Genomic DNA, 22,060 nt, shown 5'->3' with positions numbered 1-22,060 from the left:
ACCCGCCACCGCGGAAGGGAGGAGTCAGCGCCCGAAGGCCGCCAGCTTGGCCCGCAGCTGGAGCACCGACTTGGTGTGGATCTGACTGACCCGGCTCTCGGTGACCCCGAGCACGTTCCCGATCTCCGCGAGGGTCAGTCCCTCGTAGTAGTACAGCGTGACCACGGTCTTCTCACGGTCGGGCAGGGTGTTGATCGCCCGGGCCAGGAACCGTCTCAGCTCCCGGTCCTCGGCCACCTCCACCGGGTTGTCGGCGGCGGTGTCCTCCAACGTGTCCATGAAGCTGAGCCCGTCCCCGTCCTCACCGCCGACGTGCAGCAACTCCTCCAGGGCGACGACGTTGGCCAGCGACAACTGGCTGAACACGGCGTGGAGGTCGTCCACCTCCATGCCCAGCTCGGCGGCGACCTCCCCTTCCGTGGGGGTACGTCTGAGCCGCGCCTCCAGCGTCGCGTACGCCCGTTCGACGTTGCGCGCCTTCTGCCGGACGGACCGGGGGATCCAGTCCAGCGCCCGCAGTTCGTCGATCATCGCGCCCCGGATCCGGGTGATCGCGTAGGTCTCGAACTTGATCTCCCGGTCGACGTCGAACTTCTCGATCGCGTCGATCAGCCCGAACACGCCCGAGGAGACGAAGTCGGCCTGCTCCACATTGGGCGGCAGACCCACGCTGACCCGGCCCGCCACGTATTTGACGAGGGGTGAGTAGTGCAGGATCAGCTGCTCCCGCAGCCGGTCGTCCCCCGTCGCCTTGTACGACCGCCACAGCTCGTCGAGCGTCGAGGGAGCGGGCGGCCGCACGCTGCCACCGTCGCGGGCGGCTGGGGGGATCGCCGCCCGGTCTGACCCGGAGGTGTGCTGGGGCATTCGTCGCCTTGTGCCGTTCTGCCGTGAAGTGCCGTGTTCTGCCGTGGAGCGGGGGAAGTGACCTGAGGTGGGATGTGGTGGGGTGGGTGCGGTGCCCTGGGGGTCGTGCACCGATGTGGGGCACCTGGGTGAGCTGTCGGCCTGATGTGGAGATGGCGCGTTCTGCGCCCGGACTTCGTGAGCGTAGCGTGACTGAGGAGTCGCGGTGTGCGAACAGCGAGGCACCACCCCTGCGCGCACCTCCCCCACCGGGTCTGCCGCCGCACCGCGCGGCTCGCTCTGCGTGATCGGACGCGGGTGCCAACTCCGGGAATTCCCAAGGATGTAGGGGGTTCCCCCGGACGGCCGAACACGCTCGGTCAACATCCCTCCCGGCCGGTCCGGGCGGAGATCATCGCCTGGCGTGTCAACTTCCAGCCGTCGCCGTGTCGTTCGACGTAGCCAAGTGCTCGGAGTTCGTACAGTCTCGCGATCGCGTCGTCCGGCGTGGTGCCCGCGTCGCACGCGATCTCACCCACGGGGGCCACGCGATCCCCCGGCAGGGCGGCCAGCACGGCGCGGGCGGCCGGCTCCAGCAGGTCACGCGGGAGGACCGGCCCCCGCCGGGGCGGAGCCAGCTCACCCATGTCGCCCACGACTTCGACCACCTCGGCCGCGTCGGTGACCAGGACCGCCTCGCCGCGCAGCATGTCGTGCACGCCGGCGGAGAGCCCGCTGGTGACGGGTCCGGGCACGCCCATGGTGAGCCTGCCCAGACGCGCCGCCGCCCGGGCGGTGACCAGCGAGCCGCTGCGGCAGGCGGCCTCCACGACGACGGTTCCCCTGGTCAGGGCCGCGATCACCCGGTTGCGCAGGACGAAGCGGCTCGGTGTCGGATGCTCGCCCGGCGGCAACTCACCGACCACCAGACCCTGTTCGGCGATCCGGCCGATCAGGGCGGTGTGGCCGCGCGGATAGGGGCGGTCGACACCGCAGGCCAGTACGGCGACGGTGGCTCCGCCGGCGGCGAGGGCGCCGCGGTGGGCGGCCCCGTCGATCCCGTAGGCACCGCCCGAGACGACGACCCAACCTCGCTCGGCGAGCTCCGCGGCGAGCGTCCCGGCGACATGGGTGCCGTACTCGGTGCAGGCGCGGGCCCCGACCACGGCGACGGATCTCAGGGCCCACATCCGCAGCCCGGGCCGCCCCCGGACCCACAGCCCCAGGGGCCGCGCGTCGCCGAGGTCGTCGAGCTGGCCGGGCCATTCCATGTCCCCCGGGCCCACGAACCGCACGCCGGCCCGGTGCGCCTGGTCGAGGTCCCGTTCCGGATCGGCCCGCCGCGCCCGGGCCACCAGGCCGCCCCACCGCGTCGCGCTCACCCCCGGCAGCGGCTCCCCGCCGTCCCGCAGCCGCCGCGCCGTCTCCCGCGGCCCGTACCTCCGCAGCCACCGGCCCGCGACCTCGTCGCCCGGCTCGACGACCCGGGTGAGGAAGACCCGGTCCAGCAGCTCCCGCTCCGGCTTCCGCTCCCGGTCGCCCGCGCTCATGCCGGTACCTCCGCCGTGTCGGGTGCCCCGTCGTACCGGTGCCCCCGCCCTGGCAGGCCCCCGGTCATGTCAGGGCCCCGATGGCCATGGGCACGCCCCGTGGCACCCCGGTGCGCAGTTGCAGGGCGAGACCGACGTCGCCGGCGTCCGGCCGATCGTGGCCGACGAGGTCCGCCACCGTCCAGGCGACGCGCAGCACCCGGTCGATCCCGCGGACCGTGAGCACACCGCGTTCGAGATTGCGCTCGGCCTCGTCCATCGCTCCGGCGGCGGCATGGAAGCGGCCGCGCAGCTCCCGTCCGGGTACCTCGCCGTTGGTGCGCCACGGGGTCCCGGCGAGCCGGGCGGCCGCCCGCTCCCGGGCCGCCCGGACCCGCCCGGCCACGGCGGCGGTGGACTCGCCCCGGGCACCGGGGTCGGTGAGCTGGGCGCGGGTGACCGGGTCGACCTCGACCCGCAGGTCGACCCGGTCCAGCAGGGGGCCGGAGAGCCTGGCCTGGTAGCGGCGGATCGCCGACGGCGGGCAGTCGCACAGGGCGTCCCGCTGCGAGAAGCGTCCACAGGGGCAGGGGTTGGCCGCCAGGACCATCAGGAACCGGGCGGGGAACCGGACCACGCCCGCGCTGCGCGCGATCACCACGTGCCCGGACTCCAGGGGCTGCCGCAGGGCGTCCAGCGTCTGGCCGTGGAACTCGGGCGCCTCGTCGAGGAAGAGCACGCCCCGGTGGGCGAGGGAGACGGCGCCGGGGCGGGCGACGCCCGGGCCGCCGCCGACGAGCGACTGCATCGTGGCCGAGTGGTGCGGGGCGCAGTAGGGCGCGGCGTCGACGAGCGGCTTGCCCGGGGGCAGCAGCCCGGCCACCGAGTGCACCGCCGTGACCTCCAGCGACTCCTCGCGGGTGAGCCGGGGCAGCACGGCCGGCAGCCGCTCGGCGAGCATGGTCTTGCCCGCGCCCGGCGGCCCTTCGAGGAACAGGTGGTGCCCGCCGGCCGCGGCCACCTCCACGGCCGTGCGCGCCGAGGTCTGGCCCACGACGTCGGCCAGGTCCTGGCCCTGGTCGTAGTGCGCGGCGCCGGTGCTGTGCATGCCGGTGGCCGCTCCCGTGCCCGGCACCCGCAGGCCGGCCAGCAGGGGGTCGGGGCGTCCCTGGTCGTCGGGCTCCTCCTCGGGCACGGGTGCGTCGGTGAGGACGGCGATCAGCTGGCGCAGGCTGCGGATGCCGAGCACGGACACGCCGGGGACCAGGGACGCCTCGGCGGCGGCGCACTCGGGGACGACCACCTGCTCGTAGCCCGCTTCGGCGGCCGCGAGGACGGCGGGCAGGATGCCGCGCACCGGCCGCACCCGGCCGTCGAGGCCCAGTTCCCCGATCATGACGAGGTCGGCGAGGATCCTGGGGTCGATACGTTCGGCGGCGCCGAGCACCGCGCAGGCGACGGCCAGGTCGAACCCGGAGCCGGCCTTCGGCACGGAGGCCGGGCTGAGGCCTACGGTGAGCTTCTTCTGCGGCCACTCGCCGCCCGAGTTCACCACCGCGGCGCGGACCCGGTCGCGGCTCTCCGTCAGGCTCTTGTCGGGCAGGCCCACCAGGGTGAAGGCCGCCACGCCGGGTTCCAGGTCGGCCTGGACCTCGACGACCACTCCCTCGACGCCCACCAGGGCCACCGAGCACGTACGGGCGAATCCCATGTCAGGACACCCCCCGCGCGTGCTCGACGGTCGCGGCGCCCCGGCGGGGCAGGAGGACGCCGACCAGGTCGATGCGGACGCCTCCCGGCGGGGCTCCGCCGTGGCTCTGGATCCAGCGTTCGGCGAGGTCCCTCAGCCGTCGCGCCTTCGCGGGCGTCACCGCGGCCATTGGGTGCTGGAACGATCCTGACCTGCGGGTCTTCACCTCGCAGACGACAAGCGTGGTCCCGTCCCGGGCCACGATGTCGATTTCGCCGGACCGTCCGCAGCGCCAGTTGCGCTCCACGATCGTCATACCGGCCTCGGTCAGCCGCCGCGCGGCCAGATCCTCGCCGTACCTGCCGAGTCCCCTGCGTGCCCTGCTCATGTCGGCACCACCTCCGGCGCCAACCGTCACGCATCACGGGCACAGAAGTGGATCTTGGTGTGCTACCCGGCGGTTGTGGAAAACCTCGTCACCCGAAATGAGGATTCCGCGGGCGTGTCAGCCGCCCGGAAGTTCGAGGTCGCTCTTGTTGAGCTCCTCGATGTTCACGTCCTTGAAGGTCAGGACGCGGACCTGCTTCACGAAGCGGGCCGGCCGGTACATGTCCCAGACCCAGGCGTCGGCCATGGAGACCTCGAAGAACACCTCGCCCTGTACCGAGTGCACCTGCATCTCGTAGTCGTTGGTGAGATAGAAACGCCGCTCTGTCTCGATCACGTATTTGAACAGACCGACGACATCTCGGTACTCCCGGTAGAGCTTCAGCTCCATCTCGGTCTCGTACTTCTCGAGGTCCTCGGCGCTCATGGCATGTTCCCCTTCAGCCGTGCGATCCCACCATTGTGCGCCAGTCCGACGGACCCTCAGACGATTTCCGTGTCGAGGGTCACGGGTCTGGCCGGGGGACCTTCGTCGAGCAGCGTGCGCAGCAGCCCGGCGAGTCTGGTCGGATACACCGTCTCATGTGACCGGGTCAGTTCCTGACACGTCCACCAGCGCGCTCCGGCGACACTGCGCCGCTCCAGCTCGGTCAGGCCCAGCGCCGCGGTGGCCGTCTGGGTGGTGCGGGCCAGGTAGTACCACTCGTCCTGGTCCCAGCGGCGGCCGGCGAACGGGAAGGAGCACCGCCGGCGCCACAGCACGGGGCCGAGCCGGACGTCGGTGACACCGGTCTCCTCGGCGAGTTCCCTGAGAGCGGCCTCTTCGCGCGTCTCGTCGCCCTCCACTCCGCCGCCGGGGGTGAACCACCAGTCGTCGGCCGGGTCGTCCGGCTCGTGGCCGTGCAGCAGGAGGATGCGGTCGCGGGGGTCGAGCAGGACCACCCGGGCGACCCTGCGCAGACCGCCCCGGCAGGTGTCCTCACCGGCCGGCGTGGGCCCGGTGGAGTCAGCCACGGGCGCGGGAGCGGCCCAGCCGCTTGGCGACCGGGCCGTAGGCGCCGCCGCCGAGGACCAGGACGGCACCGGCGACGATCAGCAGTCCGATGGCCCGCAGCGGGCCCGGCTGGGAGAGGGCGCCCAGCGCCTCGAAGCCGGTGGGCCGCTTGAGCATGCCCTTCATGGGCCAGACGACGGCGTCGACGCGGGCGGAGACGGCATCGCGGGCCACCGTGCCCCGGGCCGCGTCGGTGAGGTGGGCGGTGGAGTCCAGGGAGCCCTGGCGCTCGTCGCCGAGCAGGAAGAGACGGCCCTCGGGGACGGTCACCGTCGGGAAGTCCTTGATCTCGGCCAGACTGCCCTCGGGCAGGTACGGCTCGTCGATCTGCTTGCCGTTGACGGTGAGCTTGCCTTCGGTGCAGCAGGAGACGGTGTCGCCGCCGACCGCGACGACCCGCTTGACCACCTTGGCGTTGGCGACCCAGTCCTTGTCGCGGAAGACGACGACGTCACCGCGCTTGACGTCGCCGCCGTCGACCTTCTCGGCCAGCACCCGGTCGCCGATGTCGATCGTCGGGGTCATCGAACTGGTGGGCACGGTGTACGGCCGGTAGATCAGGGCTCCCCAGACGAATCCGCCGAGGAACATCACCAGGCCCAGCGCCACGGCCAGCCCGGACAGCCGATGCCCGAGCCGGCTGCCACCGGCCTGTGCCGTGCCTGTGCTCCCGCTGCGCGGGGCCGTACGCGTCGTGCTCTCGCCACCCATGGACCCGCACCCTACCCGGCGGTACCGAGCAGGGGCAGCCCCTCTTTCGCCGCCCGCACATTCCGGACCGGCACCTTCACGACCGGCGTGTTCAGCGCTTCCCGGCCGCCACCGGCTCGGTCCGCCTGCGCCGCCACAGCACCACCGGCAGCACCGCAGCCACGGCGACACCCCCGGGGGCCACCGAGAGGGAGGCCGCGGCGGAGGACTGCTGGTTCAGGCCGGGCTGGTCGAAGGTGTCCGGGACGGGCAGGGTGCCCCAGCGGTTGATCGGCCAGGCCTTGACGATGGCGCGGCCGACGACCTTGTCGACGGGGACCATGCCGTGGTGCTTGTCGGACTGGTTGTAGCGCGAGTCGCGGGAGTTCTGGCGGTGGTCGCCCATCACCCAGATGTAGCCCTTGGGGACCTTGACCTTGAACTGGCCGCCCTGGTCGTCCTGGCTGCAGGGGGTGTTGCCCGGGTAGACGTACGGCTCGTTCAGCGCCTTGCCGTTGACCGTCAGCGGACCGGTGCCCTTGCACTCGACGGTGTCACCGCCGACGCCGATCACCCGCTTGATCAGGTCCTTCTCCTCGGCGGACGGCATCAGGCCGATCCAGCTGAGTACCTTCTGCACCGGGTTCGGATTGGGCGTCGGCTCGCCGGCCAGCCAGTCGTCCGGGTCGTGGAAGACGACGACCTCACCGCGCTCGGGCTTGGAGCCGAACCACGGGGTGAGCTTGTCGACCAGGACACGGTCACCCTGCTGGAGGGTGTTCTGCATCGAGTCCGACGGGATCGAGAACGCCTGGACCAGGAACGTCTTGATCAGCAGGGCGAGGACCAGCGCGATGCCGATGAGGATCGGCAGTTCCTTCCAGAACGAGCGCGGCTTCTTCGGCGGGCGCGCGCCCGCGTCCGTACCGTCGCTCCCGGCTTCGGGGCGCCGTCCCTCCGGCGTGTCGTCTCCCGTCGCCGAGAACTCCGAGTTCCCGGAGGTCAGGGCGCCGTCCGGACCGGGGACGTTCGCCTCCACGGGGTGCCCGCGGTGCTCCTCGCCGTCGTGTCCCGACCGTGCGCCAACCGCCACATCCCCCACGCCAACTCCTTACTCTGTGCCGCCGCCTGCCCCATCCACGGTGCAGGCCCACCACTCCCATAACGAGCGGGAGTTCCGCAGGGGTCGGGAGCCGGGTCATTGCGTTCGGATCGTCGGAGGCAACCCTATGCGACAGCACAGGGGCCGCGGTCGACCCCGACACGGAGTTCACCACGCTTGCGAAGGTTTTAGGTTCGTCGAGGCGCGTCCAGTGGCCGACGGGCCAGCCGATCACCATGGCGCGCCCGACCACCGAGTTCTCGGAGACCGTGCCGCCGTACGGCGTGTTCTGGTGGGCGCGGGAGTCGGCGGAGTTGTCCCGGTGGTCGCCCATCACCCACAGGCGCCCCTTGGGCACGGTGATGTCGAAGGGCGTGGCGGACGGGGCGCTGCCCGGATACAGGTAGGGGCCCTCGGTGAGGGGGACGCCGTTGACGGTGACCCGGCCCTGCGCGTCACAGCACTTGACGTGGTCGCCGCCGACCCCGATCACCCGTTTGATCAGGTCCTTCTCGTTGTCCGAGGGCAGCAGGCCGATGAACGTGAGGCCTTCCTTGACCTGCTTGACGACGATCGGGTCATGCTTGGGCGCGGTCTGTTCGTCGGCCAGCCAGCCGCCCGGGTCGTGGAACACCACGACGTCCCCGCGCTGGGGCTTGGAGCCGAACCACGGGGTGAACTTGTCGACCAGGACGCGGTCGCCGATCCGGATCGTCTGCTCCATCGAGCCCGACGGGATCACGAACGCCTGGACGAGGAAGGTCTTGAGGACCAGCGCTATCAGGACGGCGACACCGACCAGAAGGGGGATCTCCCGAACAGCCGAACGCCTGCGCTTGCGCTTCACCTTGCGCTGGAGCCTGCGCCGCTCGGCGCGGCTGCGGCCGGGGCCGGGGCCGGGGCCGGCCGCGGCAGAGGTCCGGCGCGTCCCGGTGGGCAGCAGGTTGTCGGCCGGCGTGCTGGACACCCCACGTGGCCTGCCGCGGTTACCCATGCGCACCCTCCGCGGCGGGCACGCGCGCGTACGCGGACGGGCGGTGCAGCCGGGTCAGCCGGTCGTACGGCCAGACGATCCAGTCGGCCCGGCCGATGACGTCGCCGACGGGCACCATGCCGCCGCCGGGTGAGCCGAGGTGGTCGCGGGAGTCGCGGGAGTCACCGCGGTGGTCCCCGAGGAGGAACAGACGGCCCGCGGGCACGACGACGTCGAAGGGGACGGCGGACGGGGTGTCCCCGGGATGGAGGAACGCCGTCTCGTCGACCGGTCGGCCGTTCACCTCGATCCTTCCCTTCGTGTCGCAGCACACCACATGGTCTCCCCCCACCCCGACAACGCGTTTGATGTAGTCGGCGTCCCCGAAATACCCGGTCCCGTCGAAGACAACCACGTCGCCGCGGCGCGGCTGGGCACCGAAACGGTACGCCAACTTATTTACGAGGACGCGGTCACCGATCCTCAATCCCTGTTCCATGGATCCGCTCGGAATCTGGAACGGTTGCACCACGAAAGCGTTGAGGAGGAGCAAAAACCCCAGGCAGGCGAGGAGGGTGAGGCTGATCTTGCCGCCCGGCAGCCGGTCGGCGGCCCACGCCGGCAACGCGAAACGCGACCGGCCCTCCGAACCCGGTGTACCGGGAAGGGAGGAGCGGTCGCGTTCCGTCGGCTGTGCTTCGGTGTCCATCGGAGCGAGATGCTATCCGGCTCCGCTGTGACCTCCGTAAAGCGCTCAGCTGTCGCGCTTCTCCTTGATCTTCGCGGCCTTGCCGCGCAGCTCACGGAGGTAGTACAGCTTGGCGCGGCGCACGTCACCACGGGTGACCAGCTCGATCTTCTCGACGATCGGGGTGTGCACCGGGAAGGTGCGCTCGACGCCGACGGAGAACGAGACCTTGCGGACCGTGAAGGTCTCGCGGACGCCGGAGCCCTGGCGACGGATCACCACGCCCTTGAACTGCTGCACACGGGAGCGGTTGCCCTCGATGACGCGGACGTGCACGTTGACGGTGTCACCCGGGCGGAAGGCCGGGATGTCGCTGCGCAGCGACGCGGCGTCGACGGTGTCGAGCAGGTGAGACATTTCGTCTGCTTTCTTCGCTGATGCCACAGGTCATCAACGGGAACTAGGTGTACAAGAGGTCTGCCGTGCGGGTCGGGACGGGCGTCGTGTCCCCCTGTGGCAGGGGCGCACGCCGGACGGGCGCACAACAGCGGTCTATTCTTCCACGGCCCCGGTCCTGCGCCAAAATCGGCCGTACGGCTCGCCCTCCGGGTCCGGGGCCCAGCCCAGGATGGAGAGCATCTCGCGGTCCTTCTTGTCGAAGGCCTTGGGCTCGCAGTGCTCGATCAGGTCGGGCCGGTGGGCCGTGGTGCGCCGGAGCGCCTCGTCGCGGCGCCAGCGGGCGATCTTGCCGTGGTGGCCGCTGAGCAGCACGTCCGGGATGTCCCGGCCGCGCCAGACGGGCGGCTTGGTGTAGACGGGGCCCTCCAGGAGGTTCGCCATCGCGCCGGGCGCGAAGGAGTCGTCCCGGTGGGACTCGGCGTTGCCGAGGACGCCGGGCAGCAGCCTGGCCACGGCCTCGGTGATCACCAGGACGGCCGCCTCGCCGCCGGCGAGCACGTAGTCGCCGATGGAGACCTCGTGGACCGGCATCCGGGTCGCGTACTCGTCCATGACCCGCCGGTCGATGCCCTCGTAGCGCGCCGGTGTGAAGATCAGCCAGGGCTGCTCGGACAGCTCGACGGCGAGTTCCTGGGTGAAGGGGCGGCCGCTCGGGGTGGGGACGATCAGCGCGGGGGTCCGGGCGCCGGACTCGTAGCCGTCGGCGAGGACCGTGTCCAGGGCGTCGCCCCAGGGGTCGGTCTTCATGACCATGCCCGGGCCGCCGCCGTAGGGGGTGTCGTCGACCGTGTTGTGGCGGTCGTACGTCCACTCCCGCAGGTCGTGGACGTGCACGTCCAGCCGGCCGCGCGCGCGTGCCTTGCCGACGAGGGAGACGTTCAGCGGTTCCAGGTACTCGGGGAAGATCGTGACGACGTCGAGGCGCATCAGGACTCGTCCTCGTGGCGGGAGGACGCGTCCTCGTCGCGGGACGACTCGTCCTCTTCGCGGGAGGACGCGATCTCCGCGCGGTCGTCGATCAGGCCCGGGGGCGGGGCGATGACGGCCCGCTGTTCCTCCAGGTCGATCTCGGTGACGATCTCCTCCACGAACGGGATCATGACCTCGCTGCCGTCCGGGCGTTCCACGATGAACAGGTCCTGGGAGGGCAGGTGGGAGATCTCCGTGATCCGGCCGACCTCGGTGCCGTCCTCGGTCACCACGTCGAGGTCCATGAGCTGGTGGTCGTAGTACTCGTCCTCGCCCTCGGGCAGCTCCTCCGGGTCGATCTCGGCGATCAGGAGGGTGTTGCGCAGGGCCTCGGCGCCGGTGCGGTCGCTCACGCCCGCGAAGCGCAGCAGCAGCCGGCCGCTGTGCACACGGCCGGTCTCGATGGTGAGCGGTCCCGTGGAGGCGGGTTCGGTGGCGAGTACCGCGCCGGGCGCGAGCCGGAGTTCGGGCTCGTCGGTGCGTACCTCGACGGTGACCTCGCCCTTGATGCCATGGGCACGGCCGATCCGTGCGACTACCAGCTGCACTGTGCTTGTTCTCCTGTCATACGACTACGGGCCGGGGACGGCCCAGTGGCCCTCCCCGGCCCGAGCCGGTGCTGCGAAAGCGTCAGCGGACTTGGTCCACGTCGACGAGGTCGACACGGACACCACGGCCGCCGATGGCGCCCACGACGGTGCGCAGAGCGCGCGCGGTGCGGCCGTTGCGGCCGATCACCTTGCCGAGGTCCTCGGGGTGCACCCGGACCTCGAGCACGCGCCCGCGGCGCAGGTCACGCGAGGCGACCTGCACATCGTCAGGGTTGTCGACGATGCCCTTCACGAGGTGCTCAAGCGCCTCTTCGAGCATGCTGCTCAGGCCTCGGTCGACTCGGACTCAGCCGCGGCCTCGTCCTTCTTCTCAGCCTTCTTCTTCTGGGTGATGGCCTCACCCTTGCCCTCGTCGTCACCGCCGAGCGCCTCGAACGACGGGCGGGTGGCCTTCGGCTCGGCGACGAGCAGCGGCGCCGGGGCGGGCTCGCCCTTGAACTTCTGCCAGTCGCCGGTCTTCTTCAGGATGGCGAGGACGGGCTCGGTCGGCTGCGCGCCGACACCCAGCCAGTACGCGACGCGGTCGGCGTCCACCTCGATGACCGACGGGTTGTAGGTCGGGTGGTACTTGCCGATCTCCTCGATCGCACGGCCGTCACGGCGGGTGCGGGAGTCGGCGACGACGATGCGGTAGTGAGGCGAACGGATCTTGCCCAGACGCTTCAGCTTGATCTTGACTGCCACGGGAGTGGATTCTCCTGATTTTGACGTGGTTGGGCACGGCGAGACGGCCGCGTGGGGTTGCGGTACCCGAGTGCCCGATGGACGCGTCAGCCGGAGGAGAGAGGGGTCCTGTGCGACTGTCGAGTACAGCTAGCCATTGTGCCATACCCGGCGGGTCGCTTCTGGCGGAGGGTGCGGACGAGGGCGGCGGCGAGGGCAGGCGGCCCCGTCAGGGCATGCCGAGGAGGCACCCGGCGCGGAGGTGAGTCACGTCGGGTGCGCGAGCCCCGGCGGGGAAGCCGGGTACGGCTGCCACGAGCAGCCGTACCCCTAGCTCGCCGCCGCTCCCACGACCTCCGGGATGCGGAACGGCTTGCCGCAGCCGCCGCACACGATGGGGGCCTGGGCCAGCACCGAGGGGACCACCCGGACGTTGCGCCCGCAGTCGCAGACCGCCTTGACACGGACCCCGCCACCGGAGGAGCCGTGCCGGGCGGCCGGGCCGCGGAACGTGCGGGAGGTGTCGGCGGAGGTGGCCGCCGTGTGGGCCTTCAGGGCGCGCTGGAGCCGCTCCATGGTGGGGCGGTAACGGCGCTTGGCCTCGGGGTTGAGCGTGACCAGCGAGAAGCCGCTGCTGGGATGCGGCTCCTCGGGGTGGTCCAGGCCCAGCTCCTCGGCGATGGCGAGGAATCGGCGGTTGTGGTAGCGGCCGGCGCGGGAGGTGTCGCGGACCCCGCGGGCGGCGGCGATGCCATGGACTGCCTCGTGAAGCAGTCGCTCGAAGGAGAGCTCGTGCCCGCACGCGGACGACGACTCCCCGATCAGGGACTCTGGCGCGGCAAGGTCAGGCAGCTCGGGGTGGTACCGCTGGATATCGGCCCACGCCTGCGCCAGCTCTGCGGCGAGAACAGGTGGTGTCTGTGTCGTGCTCACGTAATGACAACGAGCGTGGGTGCCCCTGTGTTCCTATTCCGGGCCATCCCAAATAATTTGCACGTACCCGTCAGTTGCCACTGATGTGTCCTGACGAGGGCGGGTGCGCTGATCTGCGGAGAAGCCTCACACCTCGTACCAAGCCGGTGCGTAGCGTGACGTACGGCCCGGCGTGTACGTCCCGGTGCTGCTGGGATCCGGCGATGCGCAAGGTGCGTTTCGGTCGCTCTCGCGTACGGCTCGTTGTCTCACTCAGCGCCCGCGACGCCCGCGACGTTACCCCGGGCCCGCGCCCGCCCCGGCATCCGGCGGGTCGCGCAGGTTGCGCGGACGTGAAATCTCGCCACACAGGCGCACCGGACCCAAGCGGGGCCCCACGACCCCTGGACGGCACCGCGAGCCGGGAGTTACCTGGCATACGTGGATAGTGCGAGCGCACGGCACGGGGGCCACGCAATCGGGCACTGCGACGAACTGTCGGCGGAATGGGGCGCTTACCTATGACACCTACGCTCGTGCGGGAACACCTGTCACACGCGGCTTCCGCACCACCCCGCGTGGACCTGTGCGCACGCGCGCGTGACTGGTCCGAGATCCAGGAGCGGATGCTGGTGCCGCTCTACGAGACCGTCCACGAGCGACTTGAAGTGGGCCCGGGCACCAGGCTCCTGGGTCTGCGCTGCGGCTCCGGGCTCGCCCTGCTGATGGCCCTCTCCCGGGGGGCTTCGGTCACCGGTGTCGACTCGTGCCCCGAACGGCTCGCCCTGGCGCGCGAGCGCCTGCAGCCGGACGGGCCGCGCGGCACGCGCGCGCGTGCCGGTGTGCGGCTCGTGGCGGGCTCCCCCGGAGACGCGGCCGGCGCCCGGACGCCCCCGTACACCGTGGTGACCGTCTTCGAGCCGATCGGCTGCCGGGCGGGCGACGCCGAGGGGCTGGGCGAGCTGCTGGCGGCGGCGCTGCCGCGGGCGGGCCACGGCGCGGCCGTGGTGCTGGCCGGCTGGGGCCCGCCGGAGCGCTGCGCCACCTCCTCGGTGCTGCGGGTGGCGACGAAGCTGGCCGATCCGCTGCGCGGCGCTGGCCGGTGGCGCCCCGCCCGCCGTGACGACCTGGAGGAGGTCGCCCACCGGGCCGGGCTGAAGCCGGACGGCTCGGGGCGGGTGTCGTGCCCGTTCGGGTACGCCGACACCGACAGCGCCCTGCGCGGGCTGCTGTCGACGGGCCTGTTCGACGCGGCGGTCGCGGCGACCGACCGCAAGCAGGTGACCAAGGAGCTGACGGAGGCGCTGCACCCGTACCGGCGCGAGGACGGCACGGTGTGGATGCCCAACGTGTTCCGCTACCTCATCGCGCGCGTGCCGTAGCGGGCGGCGCGGCCGATCCGGGGCGTTCGGCGGGGGCGGTGCGGGCTCACGCCGTCTCGGACTCCTTGGCCAGGCGCGGGATGCCGGCGATCCGGTAGGCCTCCGCCTCCTCCAGCGTCTCGCTCTCCAGGAGCGCCCCGGCCAGGGCGTCGAGCCGGCCGCGGTGCTCGCGGAGCTTGTGGAGGGCCTCCTCGTAGCACTCGTCGACGATCCGGCGCATCTCCCCGTCGATCACGTCGAGGGTGTGGGGGGCTGCCGCGAGGCCGTACGCCTGCTGGGCGTCGCTCGGGAGGGCGGACAGGCGGCCGACGCGCTCGCTCATGCCCCAGCGGGCCACCATCCCGCGCGCGATGTTGGTGACCTGCTCGAGGTCGTTCTCGGCGCCCGTGGTGACGACGCCGTACACGACGTCCTCCGCGGCCATTCCGCCGAGGGCGCCGATGATGCGGCCGCGCAGGTACTCCTCCGAGTGCGCGTAGCGCTCCACCTCGGGGGTGGACATTGTCACGCCGAGGGCCCGGCCGCGCGGCACGATGGTGATCTTGCGGACGGGGTCGGCGCCCGGCTGGAGCATGCCGAGGAGGGCGTGGCCGCTCTCGTGGTAGGCGGTGCGGCGGCGGTCCTCCTCGGGCATCACGAGGGTGCGTTCGGCGCCGAGCTGCACCTTCTCCAGCGCCTCGGACAGGTCGCCGGCGGTCACCTGGTCCTGCTTGCGCTTGACCGCGAGCAGGGCGGCCTCGTTGGCGAGATTGGCCAGATCCGCACCTGTCATACCGGGGGTCACCCGTGCCATCTGGGGCAGGTCCACGTCGGGGGCGAGCGGGATGTCCCGGGTGTGGATCCGCAGGATCGCCTCGCGTCCGCCGCGGTCCGGCGGGGCCACGTTGACCACCCGGTCGAAGCGGCCCGGCCGGGTCAGTGCCGGGTCGAGGATGTCCGCGCGGTTGGTCGCGGCGATGACGATCACGCCCTCGGAGCCCGAGAAGCCGTCCATCTCCGTGAGGATCTGGTTCAGCGTCTGCTCGCGCTCGTCGTGGCCGCTCATCGAGGCGCCGCTGCCGCGCGCCCGTCCGATGGTGTCGATCTCGTCGATGAAGATGATGGACGGCGCCACCTTGCGGGCCTCGGCGAACAGCTCGCGGACCCGGGACGCGCCGACACCGACGATCATCTCGATGAACTCGGACGCCGAGGCGGAGAAGAACGGCACGCCCGCCTCGCCGGCGACCGCGCGGGCCAGCAGGGTCTTGCCGGTGCCGGGCTGGCCCGCGAGCAGCACCCCGCGGGGCAGTTTGGCGCCCATCCTGCGGTAGGCGTCGGGGTGCTCCAGGAAGTCGACGACGTCGTCCAGTTCGCCCTTGACCTCGTCGATCCCGGCCACGTCCGCGAAGGTGGTGCGTTTGCTGTCGGGGCGGGGCCCGACCGGTTTGGGCGGCGGTTTCCGGCCGAACATGCCGCCGGCCCCGCCCAGTCCCGCTCCGATCCGCCGGGCGAAGAAGATCCAGACCGCGGCGAGGATCACGATGGGGATGAGCGAGATCAGCAGGTTGGACAGGAAGCTGCGCTCCTGCACCACCGGTCGCGCGGTCACCGTGACGCCGTGGCTGCTGAGCTCCTGCCACAGCTTGTCGGTCGCGAAGGCCGGCCGCTGCGTCCTGAACTTGCTGTAGGTGCCGCCGCCTTCGGGGTTGGCGCGGGGGCTCTTGAGCTGCCCCTGGATCGCGTCGCCCTTGGAGTAGATCGTGGCGACGTTGCCGGCGCCGACCTCCCGGCTGAACTCGGTGTACGAGATCGTCGGCTCGTTGCCCTGGCCGAGGTAGTTCAGGCCGAAGTAGGCGAGCAGGAAGACGATCACCGCGGTGACGAGCAGACCCCACCACCGGCCGCCGCGCAGTCTCGGGCCCCCGGACCGCCTCGGCGGCTCGTCCGGTGTGCCCTCGGCGCGCCACGGCTGGTCAGGGGCCTGGCGTGGCGGCGCGGCATTGCTCATACCAGGACGTTACGGCACATGACGGACCACGGCACGCGCTGAGGGCGCCCCCCGGGTCCGGGGGGCGCCCTCGACGACGTGTGGTGCGGGGTCGGATCAGCCCATGAACTTCTTGAACTCGTCCGGCAGTTCGAAGTCCTGACCGCCCTGCTGGGGCAGGCCGAAGGCGCCGCCCTGGCCCGCCGCCTCGCGGCGCTGGGCGTCCTCCAGCTCCTGCTGCTTGCGCTTCATCGGGTTGCCGGAGCGCTGCTTGCCCTTGGCCTTCTTCGGCTGCTTCTTGCTCCGGCCGGGGCCGCCGCCCATGCCCGGGATCCCCGGCATGCCGGGGATGCCGCCGCCCTGGGCCATCCGGGACATCATCTTGCGAGCCTCGAAGAACCGCTCGACCAGGTTCTTCACCGCGCTGACCTCGACGCCCGAGCCCTTGGCGATACGGGCGCGGCGGGAGCCGTTGATGATCGTCGGGTCCTGGCGCTCGACCGGGGTCATCGACTTGATGATCGCGGCGGTGCGGTCGACGTCACGCTCGTCGATGTTCTGGATCTGGTCCTTGATCTGGCCCATGCCCGGGAGCATGCCGAGCAGCTTGGAGATGGAGCCCATCTTGCGGACCTGCTCCATCTGGGCCAGGAAGTCGTCCAGGGTGAAGTCCTGGCCCTTCTTGGACGCCAGCTTCGAGGCCATCTGAGCGGCCTCTTCCTGGCTGAAGGTCTTCTCCGCCTGCTCGATCAGGGTGAGCAGGTCACCCATGTCGAGGATGCGGGAGGCCATCCGGTCCGGGTGGAACGCGTCGAAGTCGTCCAGCTTCTCGCCGTTCGACGCGAACATGATCGGCTTGCCGGTGATCTGGCGGATCGAGAGCGCCGCACCACCGCGGGCGTCACCGTCGAGCTTGGAGAGGACCACGCCGTCGAAGCCGACGCCGTCGCGGAAGGCCTCGGCGGTGTTGACGGCGTCCTGGCCGATCATCGCGTCGACGACGAACAGGATCTCGTCCGGGGAGACGGCGTCGCGGATGTCCGCGGCCTGCTGCATCATCTCCTGGTCGATGCCGAGACGGCCGGCGGTGTCCACGATCACGATGTCGTGGACCTTGGACTTCGCGAAGTCGATGGAGTCCTTGGCGACCTTGACCGGGTCGCCCACGCCGTTGCCCGGCTCCGGGGCGTAGACGGCGACGCCGGCGCGGTCGGCGACGACGCTGAGCTGGTTGACGGCGTTCGGGCGCTGGAGGTCGGCGGCGACCAGCAGCGGCGAGTGGCCCTGGTCCTTGAGCCACTTGCCGAGCTTGCCCGCCAGGGTGGTCTTACCGGCACCCTGGAGACCCGCCAGCATGATGACGGTGGGGGGCTGCTTGGCGAAGCGCAGCCGCCGGGTCTCGCCGCCGAGGATGGTGACCAGTTCCTCGTTGACGATCTTCAGGACCTGCTGGGCCGGGTTCAGCGCCCGGGAGACCTCGGCGCCGAGCGCGCGCTCCTTCAGGTTCTTGATGAAGGAACGCACGACGGGCAGCGCCACGTCCGCTTCGAGGAGCGCGATACGGATCTCACGTGCCGTGGCGTCGACATCCGCCTCGGAGAGCCGTCCCTTGCCGCGCAGGTTCTTGAAAGTCGCTGACAGGCGATCGGAGAGAGTGTCGAACACGGCGCTCGCGGTCCTCGGGGTCGGTGGCTTCTTGGAATCGCCCTCAAGGGTATCCCGGCGCCGAACTCACCGGGGCAGGGTCATGCCCGCAGGGTCTCCTCGAGCACGCGCGCCAGCGATGCCGCGTCCCCGTCCGGCAGCGGCGCGCCCGTGCCGGTGGTGACGTAGAAGGCGTCGACGGCGTTGGCCCCGAGGGTGCTGACGTGCATGCTGCGCACCCGCACCCCGGCCTTCTCCAGGGCCATGCCGATGCGGAACAGCAGGCCGGGCGCGTCCTGCGTGCGCACCTCGATCACCGTGGCGTGGTGCGAGGCGGCCGGGGCCACCGTGACGCGCGGGGGCGGTGCCACCCAGCCGCGGCGGCGCGGATAGGCGGCGTCCCGCTCGGCGAGGCGGCCGGCGATGTCGAGGGAGCCGTCCAGGGCGCGGACCAGGTCCGCGCGCAGCCGGGCCGCCTGGGGCAGGGAGCCGTACTCGGCGGCCACCCGCCAGTTCAGCAGCAGGAGCGCTCCGTCGTCGACGTCGTCGGGCAGGCGCAGGGTGCGCAGCTCGGCGGTGCGGACGGTCAGGCGGTGCACGGCGAGGACGCCGGCGACGGCGGGCAGCACGGCCGGCTGGTCCGGGACGGCGATGACCAGTTCCACGCCGAGCGGCTCGGGCGCGCCGGGGGCCTCCTCCTCGCCGGCCGGTTCGGGCTGGGCGCGCAGCGCGAGGACCGGGCTGCCGGTGCGGAATGCCTCGATGGCCAGCCGCTCCTGCTCGGCCGTGGGCGCGGCGGGTTCGGGTTCGTCGGGGCCGTCCCCGGCCAGGACGGCGCCGACGCGCCGGACCAGGTCGGCGACGAGGGAGCCGCGCCAGGAGGACCAGGCGGCGGGGCCGGTGGCGAGGGCGTCCGCCTCGGTGAGGGCGTGCAGCAGTTCCAGGGTGCTCTGGGTGCCGACGGCGTCGGCGACCGCGCGGACCGTCGCCGGGTCCTCCAGGTCGCGCCGGGTGGCCGTCTCGACGAGCAGCAGGTGGTGCCGGACGAGGGTGGCGAGGACGGTGGCGTCGGCGGGGTCGAAGCCGATCCGGGCGGCCACGTCCCTGGCGATGATCTCGCCGGCCACGGAGTGGTCGCCGGGCCAGCCCTTGCCGATGTCGTGCAGCAGCGCGGAGACCAGCAGCAGGTCCGGGCGGCCGACCCGGCGGGTCAGCTCGGAGGCGCGGACCGCGGTCTCGATCAGGTGCCGGTCCACGGTCCAGATGTGGACGGCGTTGCGCTGCGGGCGGCAGCGGACCCGCTCCCAGTCGGGCAGCAGCCGGCTGATCAGGCCCTCCGCCTCCAGCGCCTCCCAGACGTCGACGGTGGGGCGGCCGGAACCGAGCAGGGTCACCAGTTGTTCGCGCGCCTCGGCGGGCCAGGGCGTGGGCAGCGGCCGGGCCACGGCGGCCAGGCGCCGTACGGCGTGCAGGGAGAGCGGGAGTCCTGCCTGCGCGGCGGCGGCCGCGGCGCGCAGCGGGAGCACGGGGTCGCGGTCAGGGCGCGCGGAGCGGGCGAGCACCGCCTCGCCCTCCTGCTCCACCACGCCCTCGGCGAGCGGTGAGCGTTCGGCGACCGGCCTGCCGCCGCCCAGCATGGCGCGCAGCCGCGGGCGGACGGACCGCGACCGCAGCACGCGGCCCACCTCGCGCCAGGTGACGTCGCCGGCGTACGAGATCACGCGGGCCGCCTCGTAGACCTGCCGGAGCAGGGTGTCGGCGTCGAGCAGGCCCAGGCCGGCCGCCACCTGGTCCTGTTCCTGCAGTGCCAGCCGGTCGGTGGCCCGGCCGGTCACCAGGTGCAGGGCGTCCCGGGCGTCGAGGAGGCGCCGGCGGGCGTCGGCGAGGCCCTCGCGCGGGGCGTCGGCCAGCCAGGAGGCGGCGACGGCGCGCAGGGCGGTGGCGTCCCGCAGGCCGCCGCGGGCCTCCTTGAGGTCGGGTTCCAGGAGGTACTGGAGCTCGCCCTGGCGTTCGGCGCGCTCGGCGCACAGGTCCCGCAGTTCGGGGAGGCGCTTGGGTGCCTGGTTGCGCCAGTCGGCGAGGACGGTGGTGCGCAGGGCCGCGGTGAGGCCGAGGTCGCCGGCGAGGTGGCGGGCGTCGAGGAGGCCGAGGTGGGCCTTCAGGTCCTCGCCGGCCGTCCTGCGGGCCTCGGCCGGGGTGCGCACGGAGTGGTCGAGGGCGAGGCCGAGGTCCCAGACGGGGTACCAGAGGCGGTCGGCGAGGGCGGCGACCGCGTCGGGCGCGTTCCCGTCGTGGAGCAGCAGCAGGTCCAGGTCACTGCGCGGGGACAGCTCGCCGCGGCCGTAGCCGCCGACGGCGACGAGCGAGACGCCCCTGAGGTCCCGGGCCCCGGCGGTGAACAGTCCGGCGAGCCAGTCGTCGGTCAGCTTGGCCAGGGCGGCACGGCGCGGCGGCCCGGACCGCCCCTCCTCGCAGAGGAGGCGCAGCCGGGCCGCCGCGTAGCCGCTGGGTCCCGAGTCATCCGCTTCGTTCCGCACATCCGTACCCGTCACCCGGCGACTCCCGTTCTTCCGTCGTGTCAGAGCGCGTCGGGGCCGCGCTCGCCGGTCCGGACCCGGACGGCGGTCTCGACCGGCAACGACCAGACCTTGCCGTCACCGATCTTGCCGGTCCGGGCCGCCTTGACGACGACCTCGATCAGCTGTTCGGCTTCGTCGTCCTCGGCCAGCACCTCGATACGGATCTTGGGGACGAGATCGACGGTGTACTCGGCACCGCGGTAGACCTCGGTGTGGCCCCGCTGACGACCGTAACCGCTGGCCTCGGTGACCGTCAGTCCGTGGACGCCGAAGGCCTGAAGGGCCTCCTTGATCTCGTCGAGCCGGTGCGGCTTGACGACGGCGGTGATGAGCTTCATGCGTCCACCCTCTTGGTCTGCTTGGTCTGCGCGGCGGCCGCGGAGGCGGCGACGGAGCCGATGACGCCACCGCCCGCGCCGCTGAAGTCGTACGCGGTCTCGGCGTGCTCCGCCTGGTCGATGCCCGAGATCTCCTCGTCCTCGGTGACCCGCATCCCGATGGTCCTGTCGAGCAGGAAGGCGAGGACCGCGGAGACGACCAGGGAGTAGGCGAGGACGGCGCCGACGCCGGCGCACTGCTTCCAGAGCTGGGTCCAGCTGTGGTCGCCGTAGAGGACGCCGGTCGCGGCGGACTGGCCCTTGCCGGTGGCGAAGAAGCCGATGAGCAGGGAGCCGATGATGCCGCCGACCATGTGGACGCCGACGACGTCGAGCGAGTCGTCGTAGCCGAAGCGGAACTTCAGGCCGACGGCCGCGGCGCAGGCGACACCGGCGATGGCGCCGACGGCGATCGCGCCGAGCGGGGAGACGGCACCGCCGGACGGGGTGATCGCGACCAGGCCGGCGACCGCGCCGGAGGCGGCGCCCAGCGTGGTGAACGCGCCGTGCCTGATCTTCTCGTAGGCGAGCCAGGCGAGCATGGCGGCGGCGGTCGCGACCTGCGTGTTGACGAACATCAGCGCGCCCACGCCGTCGTCGTTGCCGAGCCACGAGCCGGCGTTGAAGCCGAACCAGCCGAACCACAGCAGACCCGCGCCGAGCATGACCAGCGGGAGGCTGTGCGGGCGCATCGGGTCCTTCTTGAAGCCGACGCGCTTGCCGATGACGAGGATGACGCCGAGGGCCGCCGCGCCGGCGTTGATGTGGACCGCCGTGCCGCCCGCGAAGTCGATCACGCCGAGCTTGTAGGCCCAGCCGTCGGCGCCCCAGACCCAGTGGGCGACCGGCACGTAGACGATCGTGACCCACAGCACGACGAACAGCGACCACGCCGAGAACTTCACGCGGTCCGCGAGGGCGCCGCTGATCAGGGCCGGGGTGATGATCGCGAACATGAGCTGGAAGACCATGAAGACGAAGATCGGGATGGTGTAGCCGTCCCACAGCTCGGTGAGCCCGATGTCGCTGAGCCCGAGCCAGTGGGAGTTGAACCCGATGAGGCCGTTGCTCGTGCCGAAGGCGAGCGAGAAGCCGTAGAGCACCCAGAGGATGGTGACGATGCCCAAGCTGACGAAGCTCATCATCAGCATGTTGAGGGTGCTCTTGACGCGGACCATGCCTCCGTAGAAGAAGGCCAGGCCCGGGGTCATGAGCAGCACCAGGGCGGAGCAGATGAGCATGAAGCCTGTGTTCGCGGCAGACAGTCTGGGTGCCTCCGCGGCAAGCGTGATGGCTGGTGCCATCGGCGTCTCCTCGTCGGTTGTGCGGCCCCGTGCGGGCGGTGCCTGGGCGGTCCGGTCGGATGAGGGGCTGGCCGGTTATGCGCCCTGAGACTGGCGCAGCGCGGTTTCGGTGGAAGCCCCCCGTTGTTTCGCCGGGGTGACGAAGACGCCCTGTGTGTTACGCGTCGGTGAAGCGCGGGGTGCCGGTCAGCGGGACCGCCGTCCTGCGAGGACGTCCCCGGGCAGCGGAAAC

21 protein-coding genes and 1 pseudogene are annotated in these 22,060 nt (G+C 71.9%); 1 reads left to right on the top strand and 21 read right to left on the bottom strand.

Translation table 11 applies throughout. The features are described from left to right. Positions 1-24: 24 nt before the first annotated feature. The 16 genes and pseudogenes from whiG to B446_RS26410 all read right to left on the bottom strand — a co-directional run bounded on the left by whiG (position 25) and on the right by B446_RS26410 (position 12,594). The gene (whiG, locus tag B446_RS26480) at positions 25-867 is read right to left on the bottom strand and encodes an RNA polymerase sigma factor WhiG (RefSeq protein ID WP_020942497.1); all 843 of its coding nucleotides are present in this window, start codon (positions 865-867) and stop codon (positions 25-27) included. A 359-nt stretch (positions 868-1,226) separates the two neighbouring features. Then, the gene (gene dprA / locus B446_RS26475) at positions 1,227-2,396 is read right to left on the bottom strand and encodes a DNA-processing protein DprA (protein WP_020942496.1); all 1,170 of its coding nucleotides are present in this window, start codon (positions 2,394-2,396) and stop codon (positions 1,227-1,229) included. Positions 2,397-2,460: 64 nt separating this feature from the next. Further along, positions 2,461-4,086 (bottom strand): YifB family Mg chelatase-like AAA ATPase, encoded by a 1,626-nt coding sequence (locus B446_RS26470; protein ID WP_020942495.1) that lies wholly within the window; start codon positions 4,084-4,086, stop codon positions 2,461-2,463. A gap of 1 nt (position 4,087) precedes the next feature. Further along, the gene (locus B446_RS26465; RefSeq protein WP_078614803.1) at positions 4,088-4,483 is read right to left on the bottom strand and encodes a YraN family protein; all 396 of its coding nucleotides are present in this window, start codon (positions 4,481-4,483) and stop codon (positions 4,088-4,090) included. A gap of 87 nt (positions 4,484-4,570) precedes the next feature. Beyond that, positions 4,571-4,879, bottom strand: a complete 309-nt coding sequence (locus B446_RS26460) for a DUF2469 domain-containing protein (RefSeq protein WP_003965949.1) — start codon at positions 4,877-4,879, stop codon at positions 4,571-4,573. Positions 4,880-4,935: 56 nt separating this feature from the next. Beyond that, on the bottom strand, positions 4,936-5,466 hold the full coding sequence (locus B446_RS26455) for an NUDIX hydrolase (protein ID WP_020942493.1): 531 nt from the start codon (positions 5,464-5,466) through the stop codon (positions 4,936-4,938). Then, entirely contained in the window at positions 5,459-6,217 is a 759-nt protein-coding gene (gene lepB, locus B446_RS26450) for a signal peptidase I (protein ID WP_043476490.1), read from the bottom strand. Before lepB (B446_RS26450) ends, B446_RS26455 begins: the two co-directional genes overlap by 8 nt. Positions 6,218-6,308: 91 nt before the next feature. Then, positions 6,309-7,298 (bottom strand): signal peptidase I, encoded by a 990-nt coding sequence (gene lepB / locus B446_RS39890; protein ID WP_078614802.1) that lies wholly within the window; start codon positions 7,296-7,298, stop codon positions 6,309-6,311. Further along, a pseudogene (gene lepB, locus B446_RS37395) lies at positions 7,189-8,292 on the bottom strand (signal peptidase I); the annotation flags it as partial. The pseudogene lepB (B446_RS37395) and the gene lepB (B446_RS39890), both read right to left, overlap by 110 nt. Then, complete coding sequence (gene lepB / locus B446_RS26440; protein WP_020942489.1) at positions 8,285-8,980, bottom strand: signal peptidase I; 696 nt, start codon at positions 8,978-8,980, stop codon at positions 8,285-8,287. The gene lepB (B446_RS26440) and the pseudogene lepB (B446_RS37395), both read right to left, overlap by 8 nt. A gap of 45 nt (positions 8,981-9,025) precedes the next feature. Beyond that, positions 9,026-9,376 (bottom strand): 50S ribosomal protein L19, encoded by a 351-nt coding sequence (rplS, locus tag B446_RS26435; protein WP_020942488.1) that lies wholly within the window; start codon positions 9,374-9,376, stop codon positions 9,026-9,028. A 135-nt stretch (positions 9,377-9,511) separates the two neighbouring features. Next, entirely contained in the window at positions 9,512-10,345 is an 834-nt protein-coding gene (trmD, locus tag B446_RS26430) for a tRNA (guanosine(37)-N1)-methyltransferase TrmD (RefSeq protein WP_020942487.1), read from the bottom strand. Next, positions 10,345-10,935 carry a ribosome maturation factor RimM gene (gene rimM / locus B446_RS26425; protein ID WP_020942486.1) on the bottom strand — a complete coding sequence of 197 codons (591 nt, stop codon included), beginning with the start codon at positions 10,933-10,935 and terminating at the stop codon, positions 10,345-10,347. Before rimM ends, trmD begins: the two co-directional genes overlap by 1 nt. 82 nt (positions 10,936-11,017) lie before the next feature. Next, on the bottom strand, positions 11,018-11,257 hold the full coding sequence (locus B446_RS26420; protein WP_020942485.1) for an RNA-binding protein: 240 nt from the start codon (positions 11,255-11,257) through the stop codon (positions 11,018-11,020). 5 nt (positions 11,258-11,262) lie between these two features. After that, a complete protein-coding gene (rpsP, locus tag B446_RS26415) occupies positions 11,263-11,682 on the bottom strand; it encodes a 30S ribosomal protein S16 (RefSeq protein ID WP_020942484.1) in 420 nt (139 codons plus the stop codon). 309 nt (positions 11,683-11,991) lie between these two features. Further along, positions 11,992-12,594 carry a hypothetical protein gene (locus tag B446_RS26410; RefSeq protein ID WP_020942483.1) on the bottom strand — a complete coding sequence of 201 codons (603 nt, stop codon included), beginning with the start codon at positions 12,592-12,594 and terminating at the stop codon, positions 11,992-11,994. A gap of 500 nt (positions 12,595-13,094) precedes the next feature. Between B446_RS26410 and B446_RS26405 the strand changes: the two genes are divergently transcribed. Further along, complete coding sequence (locus B446_RS26405) at positions 13,095-13,955, top strand: class I SAM-dependent methyltransferase (protein ID WP_078614801.1); 861 nt, start codon at positions 13,095-13,097, stop codon at positions 13,953-13,955. 46 nt (positions 13,956-14,001) lie between these two features. Here B446_RS26405 and ftsH read toward each other — a convergent pair whose 3' ends face one another. From ftsH to B446_RS26380, 5 genes are all read right to left on the bottom strand, one after another. Next, positions 14,002-15,945 (bottom strand): ATP-dependent zinc metalloprotease FtsH, encoded by a 1,944-nt coding sequence (ftsH, locus tag B446_RS26400; protein WP_078614800.1) that lies wholly within the window; start codon positions 15,943-15,945, stop codon positions 14,002-14,004. Positions 15,946-16,041: 96 nt separating this feature from the next. After that, positions 16,042-17,589, bottom strand: coding sequence for a signal recognition particle protein (ffh, locus tag B446_RS26395; RefSeq protein WP_020942480.1), 1,548 nt, complete (start codon positions 17,587-17,589; stop codon positions 16,042-16,044). An 80-nt stretch (positions 17,590-17,669) separates the two neighbouring features. Continuing rightward, complete coding sequence (locus tag B446_RS26390) at positions 17,670-20,120, bottom strand: [protein-PII] uridylyltransferase (protein ID WP_020942479.1); 2,451 nt, start codon at positions 20,118-20,120, stop codon at positions 17,670-17,672. 26 nt (positions 20,121-20,146) lie between these two features. Then, positions 20,147-20,485, bottom strand: a complete 339-nt coding sequence (locus tag B446_RS26385; protein WP_020942478.1) for a P-II family nitrogen regulator — start codon at positions 20,483-20,485, stop codon at positions 20,147-20,149. Then, on the bottom strand, positions 20,482-21,828 hold the full coding sequence (locus B446_RS26380) for an ammonium transporter (RefSeq protein ID WP_043476487.1): 1,347 nt from the start codon (positions 21,826-21,828) through the stop codon (positions 20,482-20,484). Before B446_RS26380 ends, B446_RS26385 begins: the two co-directional genes overlap by 4 nt. Between the last annotated feature and the right edge of the window lie 232 nt (positions 21,829-22,060).

The organism is Streptomyces collinus Tu 365, assembly GCF_000444875.1.
In the GTDB taxonomy this organism is placed as follows: domain Bacteria; phylum Actinomycetota; class Actinomycetes; order Streptomycetales; family Streptomycetaceae; genus Streptomyces; species Streptomyces collinus_A.
Note: the sequence above shows the minus strand (reverse complement) of the source record. Positions and strands in the feature narration are given on the sequence as shown.